We start from the raw sequence: 14128 nt of genomic DNA, 5'->3' as shown, positions 1-14128 counted from the left end.
ATGCCCCTCTCTCATATGTGTGTTGATCGCGGACGATTCGTCCTCATGATTCTTGGTGGTGGTGCGGGCCGCACGCCGACGGATCGGCCGGCCACGGCTCCGGCCCGGCTACGACCGCCCGGCGCGACGGCACCGGCGGCACCGGCGGCACCCGCGGTGAACTGCCGGTATGCGGGCCATCGGCTGATTCGCCGCGCACGCCCATGGCACATCCTTCCCCGCGTCCGCGGTGCTCGCACCCGGCGACGGGCACCTTCTCCGGGCTCGCCCAGACGGGCAACGGCAGCCGGCCGGGCGGCATGTCGGGGCGTGCGACTTGTTTCCCCTCCGAGTCGCGGGGCAGGCGTACTTCGTGCTTCGGACCGGAGGCGCATCCGCGGGGAGCGGTCTGTCCAATCCCGCTGGATGTCCGGCTCCGGGTCATCCCGTTCCTCGCGGTCACTTGTCGGCCCACCGTTGAGGAGCGATTCCTGATGCTTACCGATCTCAATGCACCCTCAGCACGTCGTCGTACGGGGACGCGACGCCCCCATGACGACGCTCCTGACACCAAGGCGGCCTCCGCCCACCTCGCCGCGCTCGATGAAGGACCCGAGCACGACCTGCTGTGCGAGGAGATCGTGACGGCCTGGCTGCCCATGGCGAACCGTCTTGCGGGCCGGTTCCGCAACAAGGGCGAGAACCTCGAAGACCTGCGACAGGTCGCGGCGATGGGCCTGATAAAGGCGGTCAACCGGTACGAGCCGGAGCGCGGGGCCTTTGAGAGCTACGCCGTGCCCACCATCACCGGGGAGCTGCGACGGCACTTCCGCGATCGCATGTGGGACGTACGGGTACCCCGTCGCGTCCAGGAACTGCGCAACAAGGTCCGTGTCGCGCGCCGCGACCTGCTGGACCAGCCGGGTCGCGACGCCGAGCCCCGCATCTCGGACATAGCCGAGCATGCCGGTCTGACCGAGGCCGAGGTCCGTGACGGTCTTGAGGCGATGACGAGCTACAGCGCCCTGTCCCTCGACGCCGAGATCTCCTCCGATCCCGACGGATTCAGCCTGGCCGACACCCTGGGCGCGTCCGATCCCGCCTACGACTTCATCACCGACCGCGAGGCCGCCAAGGAAGGTCTGCGGCGGCTGCCGGAGCGTGAGCGGACCATTCTGTACCTGCGCTTCTTCGAGGACATGACGCAGAGCAAGATCGCCGAGGAGCTCGGCATCTCGCAGATGCACGTCTCCCGCCTCATCACCACCAGCTGTGCCCGTGTACGCGCGGAGGCCGTCCGCGGGGACGAGGGCACCGGGCAGGCTCAAGCGGCCTGACGACGGGGCCCGCATGCGCATCGCGCGCATCGCCTGATCGGCCCCTGGGGCACCAGGGCGGCCCCAGGGGCTCAGGCAGGCCGGACGCACACCGCGAGGTGTGCGATGAACCAGGCCGACGACACCCTTCCTTACCGCCGAGTAGTATCGCGTGCCACCTGCCTTGTGCTGCCGTGCCGTGAGGAGACCTCGTGTCCGTCCACCCCCCTCGTCCACCGCTTGCTCCTGCTCCTGCTCCTTCCCCTGCTCCTTCTCCTGCTGCCACGCTTGTTCCGCCCGCCCGCGTCCACCACGGCAAAGGAGCGCAGCGATGACCCGGATCCAAGTCGGCTCCCTGGTGGAGGACTTCACGCTGCCCGACGAGACGGGTACGCCCACGACCCTCTCCTCGCTCCTGTCCGAAGGCCCGGTGGTGGTGTTCTTCTACCCGGCGGCGATGACACCCGGTTGCACCGCGGAGGCCTGTCATTTCCGTGATCTGGCGGCCGAGTTCGCGGCGGCGGGCGCGCGGCCGGTGGGCATCAGTTCGGACGCCGTCGAGCGCCAGCGCGAGTTCGCGGGGCTGCACACGCTCGGCTTCCCGCTGCTGTCCGATCCGGAGGGGGTGGTGCGCGGGCAGTTCGGCGTGGCACGCGGCTTCGGCCCCCTGCCGACCAAGCGGGCCACCTTCGTCATCGGACCCGACCGCCGCGTTCTCGAGGTGGTGCGCAGCGAGTTCCGGATGAGCGCCCACGCGGACCGGGCCCTGGCGGCTCTGCGCTCCGCCGTCGGCTAGGGCGCCGGACGGGACAGGCCCTCTTCAGCGGGCCTGTCCCGTGCATGCTTCAGGGGCCCTTTCCGCACATGGACGGGTCGCCCCCGCGACGGTCTGCCACCATGTTCTCGACTGCACTCGCCCAAGCGTCGCGGGCCGGGCGAACACCGGAGAACCGCCGGACGCAACACGCAGGCTCACTCGAACGGATTATCGATCCGGGGCGGAACAGTATGCGAAGCGTCGGACAGGGTAGGTGAGCGCAGACAACGGGGACGAAGGTGGCGAGGACATGGACTCAGCCGGCAGTGACGGCGAGGGGCCGACGGGAGCTCACACCATGGGGGTCGCCGTCCCTCTGAACGGCGGGGACGCCTCCATCGCCGAGGCACGTCACCTCGCGCTCGACTTCCTCACCCGCGCCCGGACGGGCCAGGACGTCGCCGTCTCCGCCCGCGCGATGGACCTCACTCAACTGGTCGTCAGCGAACTGGTCACCAACGCCCGCAAATACGCCCCCGGGCCGCTGTTCATGGAACTGATCATCGTGGACGCCGCAGTCGTGGTGACCGTGCACGACAGCGTTCCCGCCCAGCCTGTCGCCCGCCCCGAAGACCCGCGCAGAATAGGCGGGCACGGCCTGGAGATCGTCATGGCCGTCGCCCGGGAGTTCCATGTCCAACTCGAACCGGCCGGCAAACGCATCACCGCCCACATCGCCCTGACCGACGAACCGGCCACCGAAGCCTCCGCACAGCAGGCGTGAGCCGCCCCCGTCGCCGCCGGTAGGCTTCCGGCGTGACGCAGCATCCCAAGCCCGAGCCGGACGAACGGCGACCCGCGAACGACGGGCCGAAGGCTGCCGCACGCAACCGCTCCGCCCTGATCACCGCCGCCAGGGAGATCTACGCGACGTACGGTCTGGACGCTCCGCTCTCCGCGATCGCGCGTCGGGCCGGGGTCGGACAAGGCGTCCTCTACCGGCACTTTCCCGACCGGGCCGCCGTGGCGACCGCGGTTCTTGAGGAGAACGTACGGCAGGTCGAACAGGCCGCCGCAGCCGAGGACGCGACCTTGGCCGACGTTCTCGGTGTGATGACGTGGCATCTGACGGAGTCGGCAGCTTTCATCGGCCTGTTGCACGCCGAGGGAGCAGGCGGCCACTCCGACATCAGCGCGTACGCCGTGGACCTCTCCGAGCGAGTGGAGCGCGGCCTGCGCGGACACCTGCCGGAGGGGCACCGACTGGGCGCGGCCGACGACCTCATGCTCGCTGTCGCCATGGTCTCCGGCGCCGTCACCGGTCCCACTCGTGAGGAGCGGGAACGCCGGGCGATGGCTGCCTGGCGGCTGCTCGGCGTCGAGGTGGGACCGGTGCGGCCCTTCGAGGGGTGAACGCGGGGCGGTGCCACCACCGTTGGACTGCCGGGCGGTGTCACCGCTGTCGGACCGCCGGGCGGTTCAGCCGCCGTTGGACTGCCGGATGCCTGCCGCCAGGGCGTCGAAGGTGTACAGATACCCCCCGGCGGGCCCGCTGACGGTCATGTACGCCTTGTTCCCGCCGGGCGCTATCGCCACGTTCGTCGCCGATTCGAGTCCCGCCGCGCTGCCGGGAATCTCGACCGTCGCCAGGCGCTCACCGTACTTGTCGTACACGGCCATCGCGGGTCGGCCGTGCAGCCCCTGGTAGAGGTTGCCGTCCGCGTCCACGGCGATCGAGTCGGTCTGGGCGATCCCGCCGTCGACGCGGATGGCGGTGTGCCGGGACGCCACCCCTCCCTCTCCGTCGAGCTGAAGGTAGGAGATCCGGTTCTGGGTGAGCTCGCTGATCCACAGCCCGCGGTGGTCCACGTCGAACGAGATCCCGTTCGTCGATGCCAGGTCCTTGGCCAGGACCGTGGCCTTCTTGCCGTCGCGGTCGATCCGCACCACGCGCCCGTGCTCCTTCCCTTCGGCGAGACCACGTGAGTCACTGACGTACAGATCACCCTCCTCGCCGAAGGCGATGTCGTCGGGGTTCATCCGCGCGCCGTCGACCTCGCCGGAGAAGAAGGTCCGCGGATCGCTGCCGTCCGGAGCCAGGCTCACGACCTCGCCGTGCGCGTAGTCGGTCAGGTAGAGCCGTCCGTCCTTCGGGCCGAACTGCGCCGAGGTGTAGACCCCGCGCTCATCGGTATGGACCGCACGGGAGGTCTTCTTCTCCACGTCGACGCGCATCACCTTGGGCTTGCCCGCGGGCGCGGTGACGTCGACGACGTACAGATCGCCGTCCTCGCCGAAGGTCGGGCCCTCCAAGAGGGTCGTACCGGTCTCCTGGTGCACCTTCGTCAACCGCATGACCTTGTGCGCGCGGACCGTCTTGCCCGCGCCGACGGAGGCCGCCTGGTCACCGGAGTCACGTGTGTCCGTACCGCATCCGGTGAGGGCCAGCGTGCCGATGGCGGCAAGGACCGCGAGGGATCGGATCGGGATTCGCCGCATGAGGAGTCACTCTTCCTGTCCGCTGTGTGTGGGTGCCCGCCATCCAACCGGACAACGCTGTCCGGTTATTGCTACCGTAGCGGACGGCCGTTCACTCCGGGACGGCCCGACAGGCAGGATCGGGGTCCCCCACATGACCACCCCTCAAGCTCCGTCTTCTGACGAGCTCACCGACCTCAGGCAGCGTTACCGCCTCGAACGCGAGCGGCGCGTACGGCCCGACGGCGCCCTCCAATACCGCGCCACCGAAGCCGAGTTCGGCTACTACGCCGCCGATCCCTACGCGGGAGAGCCCACCGAGCGCGTTCCGCTGCACGACACCGTCGACGTCGCCGTGGTCGGTGGCGGGTTCGGCGGCATCCTCGCCGGGGCGCGGATGCGGCAGCAGGGCGTACGGCGCGTCCGTATCGTCGAGAAGGGCGGCGATTTCGGGGGCACGTGGTACTGGAACCGGTACCCGGGCATCCACTGCGACATCGAGTCGCACGTGTACCTGCCGCTGCTCGACGAGACCGGATACGTGCCGGAGTGGAAGTACGCTCCCGGCGAGGAGATCCGCCGCCACGCGGTGCGGATCGCAGAGAAGTTCGACCTCTACCCCGACGCCCTCTTCTCCACCGGGGTCACCTCCCTGACCTGGGAAGAGACCTCCGAGACGTGGATGGTCACCACCGACCGCGGCGACGCGTTCCGGGCCACGTACGTCGTCACGGCCACCGGCACCCTTTCCGAGCCGAAGCTGCCCGGGATCCCCGGCATCGAGGACTTCACGGGCCACACCTTCCACACGTCGCGGTGGGACTACGCCTACACCGGCGGCACCCCGGACGGCGGCATGACAGGCCTTGCGCAGAAGCGGGTGGGCATCGTCGGCACCGGGGCGACCGGCATCCAGGTCATTCCGATGCTGGCCGAGGACGCCGGACACGTCCTCGTCTTCCAGCGCACCCCCTCGACCGTGGACGTGCGCGCCAACCGCCGCACCACCGCACGGGATGTCGGCGCCGATCAGGACGGCTGGGCACGCGAGCGCCGCGAGAACTACCTCCGTATCGTCTCGGGCGAGAGCACCGAGCAGGATCTCGTGGCGGACCGCTGGACCATGTCGGCAGGCCTCCTGGAGAAGCTCCTGCCGAGCTTCCGCCGTCAGGGCGACCGGGCGGACTTCGAGGCCGCGTACGAGGCCGCGGACGCCGCCAAGATGAACGAGCTCCGCACCCGCGTCGAGCGGACCGTCACCGATCAGGACACCGCGGAGAAGCTCAAGCCCTGGTACCGGTACGCCTGTAAGCGGCCCACCTTCTCCGACAAGTACTACCCGGCGTTCAACCGGGACAACGTCACCCTCGTCGACACCGCGGACACCCACGGCATCGAGCGCGTCACCGAACACGGTGTCGTGGTCGGCGACACCGCGTATGAACTCGACTGTCTGATCTTCGCGACGGGATTCTCCGTCGGAACCTCCGGCATCCACTCCGGCAAGCTCCCCGTCCACGGCCGCTCAGGCACCCAACTGCTGCACGCGTGGGCGCGACAGGGCCCGCGCACACTGCACGGCTTCACCAGCAACGGCTTCCCGAACCTGGTCCAGATGGGCTCCCTCCAGAACGCCAGCAGCGTCAACTTCACCCACGTACTGGACGAGCAGGCCGTCCACGCCGCCGCCCTCGTAGCGGCCGCCGAGGCCAAGGGCGCCCTCTTCGAGCCGACCCGCGAGGCCGAGGACGCCTGGATCGCCGCCCTGGCGGAGGACTCCCCCGACCACGAGTGGTTCCACGCCGAGTGCACCCCCGGCTACTACAACCGCGAAGGGCGCGGCAGGCCGAACGGCCCGATCGCCTACCCCCACGGCGCATCCGCCTTCCACGAACTCCTGAAGCAATGGCGCGAGGAGTCCATGGGCGGAATCCTCCAGGCCAGGTCGACCACCCCACCCGCATGGCGGCCAACCTCGGTGGCTCCGAACGGTTAAAGACATGCCATGGAAGACAATTCGGCTGACCACTGCGTGCGTGTCCTGGGTGCCAATGAACACAATCTGAGAAACGTGGACGTGGACATTCCGCGGAACGCGATGGTCGCCTTCACCGGCGTCTCCGGTTCTGGCAAGTCCTCGCTCGCCTTCGGCACGCTCTACGCCGAGGCGCAGCGCCGGTACTTCGAGTCCGTCGCGCCGTACGCCCGTCGGCTGCTGCAGCAGGTCGGCGCTCCGCACGTGCAGGAGATCACCGGCCTGCCTCCCGCGGTGGCCCTGCAGCAGCGCCGCGGGGCGCCCGGTTCACGGTCGACGGTCGGCACCCTCACCACGCTGTCCAACCTGCTGCGCATCCTCTACTCACGTGCCGGGACCTACCCGCCGGACGCCGAGCGTCTTGAGGCCGAGGCGTTCTCGCCCAACACGTCGGCCGGTGCCTGCCCGCGGTGCCACGGCCTGGGCGCCGTGCACGACGTCACCGAGCAGCTACTCGTCCCGGACCCCTCGCTCAGCATCCGGGACGGCGCGATCGCGGCCTGGCCGGGCGCCTGGCAGGGTGCGAACCTGCGCAGCGTCGTGAGCGGTCTCGGCATCGACATCGACCGGCCCTGGCGCAGGCTCAGGAAGAAGGACAGGGAGTGGCTGCTCCATACCGACGAACAGCCGTCCGTGCTCATCGAACCCGAGCCGGGCCGTGTCGACTACGGCTATCACGGGAAGTTCTGGAGCGCCCGCAAGCACGTGATGCATGTCCTCGCCGACTCCAAGAGCGAGCGGATGCGAGAGCGCGCGATGCGGTTCGTCCAGAGTGTTCCCTGCCCGGCGTGCGACGGCAGCGGCTTGCGGCCCGAGGCACTCGCCGTGACCTTCGCAGGGCGCTCGGTCGCCGAGGTGAACGCGATGCCGCTGACGAAGGTCGCCACCCTGCTGCGGCCCGTCGCACAGCTGCGGGAAGCCTCGGCGGCCACGTCGACCGCCCGGTCCGGGGAGAGGACCGAGGCGGCGGTGCGGATCTGCGCCGACGTCGTCGCACGCGTCGAGGTGCTACTCGGCCTGGGCCTCGGCTACCTCAGCCTCGGTCGCCGCTCGACGACGCTCTCGCCCGGCGAGGCACAGCGCCTGCGAATCGCCACCCAGCTGCGCTCCGGCCTGTTCGGCGTCGTCTACGTGCTCGACGAACCGTCCGCAGGGCTGCACCCCGCCGACGCGGAGCCACTCCTTGACGTGCTCGACCGGCTGAAGGCCTCGGGCAACTCACTGTTCGTCGTGGAGCACGACATGGATGTCGTACGGCGGGCGGACTGGGTCGTCGACATCGGGCCCGGCGCCGGTGAGGCGGGTGGCCGGGTGTTGTACAGCGGTCCTGTCCCCGGGCTCGAAGAGGTGGCGGAGTCGGCCACCGGCCGCTACCTGTTCGGACGTGCCGAGCCGCTCGGACATCGCCCCCGCACACCGCGGGGCTGGCTGCGCCTGAGCGGCGTCTCCCGCCACAACCTGCGCGACGTGTCCGTCGACGTACCGCTGCGCGTGCTGACAGCCGTGACCGGCGTATCCGGCTCCGGGAAGTCGACGCTGGTCACGCAGGTGCTCGCCGAGGTCGTGCGCAGCCACCTCGGCCTCGCGCCCGATGAACCCGACGAAGCGCAGTTCGAGATCGACGTGCGGGACTCGGCCGGGGTCGAATCGTTCGACCGGCTCGTCCGGGTCGACCAGCGGCCCATCGGCCGCACACCCCGCTCCAACCTGGCGACGTACACGGGGATGTTCGACGCGGTACGCAAGCTCTACGCGGCGACGGACGAGGCCGAGGCGCGCGGCTACACGCCCGGCCGCTTCTCCTTCAACGTCGCCGAGGGGCGGTGCGAGACGTGCCAGGGCGAGGGGTTCGTCGCGGTCGAACTGCTCTTCCTGCCCGGAACCTATGCCCCGTGCCCGACGTGCCACGGCGCGCGGTACAACGCCGAGACACTCGAAGTGACGTATCACGGCAAACACATCGCGGACGTCCTGGCGATGTCCGTGGACGACGCCGCCACATTCCTGTCGGATGTTCCCGCTGCCTCCCGAAGCCTCGAAACGCTCCGGGAAGTGGGCCTCGGGTACCTGCGACTCGGCCAGCCCGCGACAGAACTCAGCGGCGGGGAGGCCCAACGCATCAAGCTCGCCACCGAATTGCAGAAAGCCCGCCGCGGCCACGCGCTCTACCTTCTCGACGAGCCGACGGCGGGCCTGCACCCCGCGGACATCGCCCTGCTGCTCCGGCAGCTCCACCGGCTCGTCGACGCCGACAACACGGTCGTCCTGGTCGAACACGACCTCGACACGATCGCCACCGCCGACTGGGTCATCGACCTCGGCCCGGGCGGCGGCGACGCGGGCGGCAGGGTCGTCGCCACAGGCACACCCTCGAAGGTCGCCAGATCAAAACGCAGCGCCACCGCGCCCTATCTCGCGCCGCGGCTGGTGCGCTCCTGAGCGCACCAGCCGGACAACGCAGTCGACAACGCAGTCGCCGGAGCAGCCGATGAAGCAGTCGATTAACCCGTCCTTGCGAATCCCTACGCAGGGTCGATACGGGAGATGCCGCCGCCGATGTCGAGCACGTACAGCTCGCCCTTACCGCCCTGCACGAAGGAGATGACCTCGCCACCGTTGACCCCGAGGTCGCTCGCGCCGGTCACCTTGCCGTCCTTCATCCGCAGGGCGCGGATGGCGCCGTCGCAGTAGTCGCTGAACACGTACTGGCCCTTGAGGGCCGGGATCGCCCCGCCCCGGTAGACGTATCCGCCGGTCACCGAGCAGCCGAGGCCGGTGCGGTCGTACTCGTGGACCGGCGGCACGTGGTTCGCGGGCTCGGTGCCGCCCCGGAAGGGATGGGTGCCCTCCATCTGGGACCAGCCGTAGTTCTCGCCGCCCTCGCTGTCGGCCGGGGCCCAGTCGATCTCCTCCCAGTCGCTCTGGCCTACGTCACCGATGAGCAGGTCCCCCGTTCCCGCGTCGAAGGAGAACCGCCACGGATTGCGCAGCCCGTACGCCCAGATCTCGCCCCTCGCGTTCGGGTCGCCCACGAAGGGGTTGTCCGCCGGGATCGCGTACGGCTTGCCGCCCCTCGGGTCGATCCGCAGGAGCTTGCCGAGCAGCGTGTCGAGCTTCTGCCCGTTGCCGTGCGGGTCACCTCCCGAACCGCCGTCGCCGAGCGCGATGTAGAGGTAACCGTCGGGGCCGAACTTGATGTCGCCGCCGTTGTGGTTGGAATAGGGCTGCGTCTGTGTGATGACGGTGCGCCGGGTCTCGGGCCAGATCTTGCCCTTCCGCACGGCGAACTCGTCCACGGTGCTTGTGCCTTCGAGGTTCGTGAACGAGATGTACAAGTGCGCGAACTTCTTGTCGAACGCGATCCCGAGGAGCCCGCGTTCGCCGTCGGTGGTGGCCTCCTTGGATATGTCGAGCACGGGGTCACTGAGCCCCTTATGGCTCAAGGTCCTTACGGTGCCCGCACGTTCGGCTATCCAGACCGTCCCACCGGGACCGGCGGTGCCCGCGGTCGGATTCGCGGCCGTCGTCACTTTCGTGAGCGCGACCTTCGGGGCCTGCTGTGCCGTGGCGGGCTCGTCCGCGGACGCCGTGGTCAGGGCGAGGGAAGCGACGAGACAGAGGGTGCCGAAGATCGCCGTGCTTCTGGTGCGAACTTTCACCGTGATCCTCCTGGAGGCGGCGAATGGGGAGGTCACCCAGTTGCGTGGGGGAAGAGTCAGGCGAGTGCCGCGCGCGCCGGCACGCAACCTGGGTGGGGGGATGGTGTGCTACTGGCCACGGATGAGGATACTGGGACAGGGATTGCTGGTATAGACCAAGACAGCGGTCATCTGCCGCCGTCGTTACCCTCCGACAGCTTCGTCGCCTCCGACACTTCCGTTGCTTCCGTTGCTTCCGTTGATCGCCGCCCAGACACGGTCCCGGGTCACCGGCATCTCCGTGAAGCGGATACCGGTGGCGTCGAACAGCGCGTTGGCGAACGCGGGGGCCACCGGGTTGAAGGGGCTCTCGCTCATCGACTTGGCACCGAGGGGGCCGATCGCGTCGGTCGTCTCCATGAAGTGGACCTCGGTGCGCGGCACGTCGGCGTACTGCGGGAGGCGATAGCGTCGGAAGGCCGCCGTGGTCACCTCGCCGCGCTCGTCGAGTCGTACGGTCTCGAAGAGAGTGGCGCCGAGCGCCTGGGCGACCCCGCCCTCGATCTGGCCGCGGCACTGCAGAGGATTCATGACCTTGCCCGCGTCGGCGGCGTGGACGCTGCGCAGGATCTTCATCTCGCCCGTGTCCGGGTCGACGGCGATCCGGAACCACTGGGCGTTGAAGGCGACCGAGCGCGGGCTGCCGCCCCAGTGCCCCTCCGCGGTGATCTCGTCCTGCGCCCCTTCCGCGTGGGCCGCCTCGTAGAGCTCTTTGAGCGTGACGGTCCGGCCCGCGCAGTCGAACACCTCCGCCTCCAGGGCGCACAGGTGACGGGCGACTCCCGTATGCCTGGCCGCGAAGGTCTTCAGACGCCCGGCCAGCGATTCCGCGGCGAGCAGCACCGCTTTCCCGGCCACGACCGTACCGGCCGAACCGAAGGCTCCGGTGTCGTGGCGGACGACGTCGGTGTCCGACTGACGGATGGCGATCCGGTCCACGGTGGTGTTGAGGGCCCCCGCGGTGATCTGCCGGTGGACGGTGGTGGTGCCGTTGCCGAACTCCGCCGTGCCGACCGCGATGTCGTACGTCCCGTCGCCGAGGAGACTGACGGTCGCGTCGGCGTAGTGGCCGCCGGGCGGTCCTGTGGCGATCATCGCCATGGCCGTGCCCTGTCCGGTCAGCCATCCCTCCGGCACGTCGTCGGTGCTCCGGTCCTCCGCGATGGCCGTGCGGACGATTCCCAGGCACTGGGCGAGACCGTACGAGGCGATGTGCAGATCCTCCTCCTCGCCGATCGGGCCGACCATGTGGTCGCCGGGCCCGATGATGTTCTTCTCCCGGAAGGCGAGCGGGTCCATGTCCAGGCGGCGGGCCATCTCGTCCATGGCGGATTCGACGGCGAAGGTGACCTGGCCGAGGCCGTAGCCCCGAAAGGCGCCCGCGGGGACGCCGTTGGTGTAGACGGAGTAGGCCTCGACCTTCTTGTTCGGGGCCCGGTAGAGGGCGAAGGACTCCCCGACGCTGTGGAACATCACGGCCGGTCCGTGGTTGCCGTACGCGCCGGTGTTGGACACCACCCGCATCTGGATCGCGGTCAGCGTGCCGTCGGCGCGGGCGCCCAGCTTGATGCGGATCGTGAACGGGTGGCGGGTGGTGGCGCCGTAGAACTGCTCGGCGCGGGTGTATTCGAGCTTGACCGGGCGGCGCAGTTTGAGCGCGGCGAGGACGACGATGTCCTCGGTCAGCATCTCCTGCTTGCCGCCGAAGCCGCCGCCGACCCGGCCGGCGACGACACGTACCTCGTCCTCGGGAAGGCCGTAGAGGGCACACAGCGCGCGGCGGGTGAGGAACGGAGTCTGAGTACTTGACCGCACGGTGAGCCGCTCGCCGGTGCCACCGTCGGAGTTGTCGCCGGAGTTGTCGCCGGAGTCGCCGTCCTTCGGCTCGAAGTAGGCGACGCAGCCGTGCGTCTCCAGGCTGGCGTGCTGGACGCGCTGGGTGCGGAAGGTCTCCTCGTGGACGACCGCGGCTTCGGCGAATCCGTCGTCGACGGAGCCGACCTCGCCGTGCGCCTCGCCTGCCACGTTGTTCTCGACGCGGGCGATCCGTACCTCCGGCCCCTTGCCTTCGTGGATGACGGGCGCGCCGGTGCGCATGGCCTCCTCGGGATCGGTGACGTAGGGAAGTTCCTCGTAGGTCACTTCGATCCGTCGGCACCCTTCCTCGGCCGCCTGCTCGCTGTCGGCGACGACTGCCGCGACGCGCTGGCCGATGTGGCGGACGGTGTCGTCCAGGACGCGGGTGTCGTCGGGGTCCTCGGTGGGGTGCTCGTGCCGGGCGCTGGAGTAGAGCGTGGCCGGGGCGTCCTCGTGGGTGAGGACGGCGTGGACGCCGGGGACCCGCAGGGCCGCGGAGGTGTCGATGGCGACGATGCGGGCGTGCGGGTGCGGGGAGCGCAGCAGCTTCATGTGGAGGAGCCCGGGGACCTCGACGTCGAAGGTGTACCGGGCGGCGCCCGTCACGACCTGCGGTCCGGCCGGCGCGCCAAGACTCTTACCCACCGCCTTCCCGGCGCAGGGACGTTCGGTGTGCTTCACGCCGCGGATGGCGTCCTCGATGGCGCGATATCCCGTGCAGCGGCAGATGTTGCCCTTGAGGGCCCGAGGCAGGTCATCCAGTTTGCCGTCGTCGTGCGGACCGCCCTTCTCCTGTTCGAGGGCGGCCGTCGTCATCAGGAACCCCGCCGTGCAGAACCCGCACTGGAAGCCCTGGGCGTCCAGGAACTTCTGCTGTACGGGGTGGAGTTCGCCGCCCTTCCCGGCAAGCCCCTCCACCGTGGTGACGGACCGGCCCTGCGCCCGCACCGCCGGATAGAGACAACTGTGCACCGGCTCCCCGTCCACGTGCACGGTGCACGCCCCGCAGTCGCCCGCGTCGCAGCCCTTCTTCACCCCGAACCAGCCGCGCTCACGCAGATACGTGCGCAGACACTGACCGGCGCGGGGCTCGGAGTCGAAGGGCTGCTCATTGACCTGGATGCTGAAGCTCATCGCACACCGTCCCGGGTGAGTTCGTGGCGGACCTGCTCCGCGAGGTGGAAGGCCATGTGCCGCCGCCACGCGGGCAGCCCGTGGATGTCGTCGAACCAGTCGGAGTCGTCCACGGCCGACCTGATCGCCGCGCGCAGCTCGGCCCGGTGCGGCGGCAGGGAGAACCAGAGACGGAACGGCCGACGGGTCGCGGCCGTGATGGTGACGGCGAGCGAACCGTCCAACGGATCCAGCGTCCCGATCACCAGAGCACCGGAGCGTCCGAGGCCGTAGAGCGACGCCTGCCGGAATGCCGTACGACACCGCAGCGACCGGGCGGGGACCGTCACCGAGCGCAGCAGTTCGCCCTCGGCGAGATTCTTGCGCCCGGCTCCGGTGACGAAGGAAGCAGCCTTCACCCGCCGGACCGAACCGTCCTGGGCCTGGAGCAGACACTCGCCGTCGAGGGCGGCGGTGAGGGAGATCATCGGTCCCGCGGGCAGGGCGTTGCACAGGTTCCCGCCGACGGTCGCCATGTTCCAGATCTTGAACGAGGCGAGGAAGGCCCGGCAGCACTGCTCGAAGAGAGGGGCGGCCGCCGCGTCGAGGGTCCGCCCGAACCGGGACAGCTGCGCGATGGTGCACGTGGCGGCGATCTCCACCGATCCGTCGGGCAGCGTGTGCAGCGGCTCCCAGCCCATCCGGCTCAGATCCACGAGGCGTCGCAGCTGCGGCTGGGGTTCGGAGAAGAGGTACGTTCCGCCGCCGAGCCAGGCGTCGCCGGGCCGCCAGGGCTCGTGACGGCGTGCGTCGCGCACGTCGAGAACCGTGTTCAGATCCATGTCTCCCCCGTCTTCGGTCTCTGCCTCCTCCGTCAGTGAAGCCCGGCGGCAGG

At 69.7% G+C, this 14128-nt stretch carries 10 protein-coding genes; 6 read left to right on the top strand and 4 right to left on the bottom strand.

Annotated features, from left to right (window positions below; genetic code table 11):
• The first annotated feature begins 473 nt into the window (after positions 1–473).
• The 4 genes from ACFVXC_RS19760 to ACFVXC_RS19745 all read left to right on the top strand — a co-directional run bounded on the left by ACFVXC_RS19760 (position 474) and on the right by ACFVXC_RS19745 (position 3465).
• Positions 474–1316 (top strand): SigB/SigF/SigG family RNA polymerase sigma factor, encoded by an 843-nt coding sequence (locus ACFVXC_RS19760; RefSeq protein ID WP_389906724.1) that lies wholly within the window; start codon positions 474–476, stop codon positions 1314–1316.
• 310 nt (positions 1317–1626) lie between these two features.
• Positions 1627–2091 carry a peroxiredoxin gene (locus ACFVXC_RS19755; RefSeq protein WP_389906722.1) on the top strand — a complete coding sequence of 155 codons (465 nt, stop codon included), beginning with the start codon at positions 1627–1629 and terminating at the stop codon, positions 2089–2091.
• A gap of 271 nt (positions 2092–2362) precedes the next feature.
• Positions 2363–2836: an ATP-binding protein gene (locus ACFVXC_RS19750; RefSeq protein ID WP_389906720.1), complete on the top strand. Its 474-nt coding sequence runs from the start codon at positions 2363–2365 to the stop codon at positions 2834–2836.
• Positions 2837–2868: 32 nt separating this feature from the next.
• Positions 2869–3465: a TetR/AcrR family transcriptional regulator gene (locus ACFVXC_RS19745; protein WP_389906718.1), complete on the top strand. Its 597-nt coding sequence runs from the start codon at positions 2869–2871 to the stop codon at positions 3463–3465.
• Positions 3466–3531: 66 nt separating this feature from the next.
• On the opposite strand, the gene ACFVXC_RS19740 is transcribed toward ACFVXC_RS19745, so the two are convergent.
• On the bottom strand, positions 3532–4551 hold the full coding sequence (locus ACFVXC_RS19740) for an SMP-30/gluconolactonase/LRE family protein (protein ID WP_389906716.1): 1020 nt from the start codon (positions 4549–4551) through the stop codon (positions 3532–3534).
• A gap of 133 nt (positions 4552–4684) precedes the next feature.
• Here ACFVXC_RS19740 and ACFVXC_RS19735 point away from each other — a divergent pair, with 133 nt between their 5' ends.
• Positions 4685–6526 (top strand): flavin-containing monooxygenase, encoded by a 1842-nt coding sequence (locus ACFVXC_RS19735; RefSeq protein ID WP_389906714.1) that lies wholly within the window; start codon positions 4685–4687, stop codon positions 6524–6526.
• A 9-nt stretch (positions 6527–6535) separates the two neighbouring features.
• Positions 6536–9004, top strand: coding sequence for an excinuclease ABC subunit UvrA (gene uvrA, locus ACFVXC_RS19730; RefSeq protein WP_389906712.1), 2469 nt, complete (start codon positions 6536–6538; stop codon positions 9002–9004).
• 83 nt (positions 9005–9087) lie between these two features.
• Here the strand turns inward: uvrA and ACFVXC_RS19725 are convergent, their stop codons facing one another.
• The 3 genes from ACFVXC_RS19725 to ACFVXC_RS19715 form a co-directional block, all read right to left on the bottom strand.
• The gene (locus ACFVXC_RS19725; RefSeq protein ID WP_389906710.1) at positions 9088–10224 is read right to left on the bottom strand and encodes a PQQ-dependent sugar dehydrogenase; all 1137 of its coding nucleotides are present in this window, start codon (positions 10222–10224) and stop codon (positions 9088–9090) included.
• A 183-nt stretch (positions 10225–10407) separates the two neighbouring features.
• Positions 10408–13254 (bottom strand): molybdopterin-dependent oxidoreductase, encoded by a 2847-nt coding sequence (locus tag ACFVXC_RS19720; protein WP_389906708.1) that lies wholly within the window; start codon positions 13252–13254, stop codon positions 10408–10410.
• Positions 13251–14075 (bottom strand): FAD binding domain-containing protein, encoded by an 825-nt coding sequence (locus tag ACFVXC_RS19715; RefSeq protein WP_389906706.1) that lies wholly within the window; start codon positions 14073–14075, stop codon positions 13251–13253. The genes ACFVXC_RS19720 and ACFVXC_RS19715 overlap by 4 nt, the downstream gene beginning before the upstream one ends.
• Between the last annotated feature and the right edge of the window lie 53 nt (positions 14076–14128).

Source organism: Streptomyces sp. NPDC058257 (genome assembly GCF_042881845.1).
GTDB lineage: Bacteria > Actinomycetota > Actinomycetes > Streptomycetales > Streptomycetaceae > Streptomyces.
The sequence above is the reverse complement of the archived record's forward strand: the minus strand, read 5'-3'. Positions and strand labels throughout refer to the sequence as shown.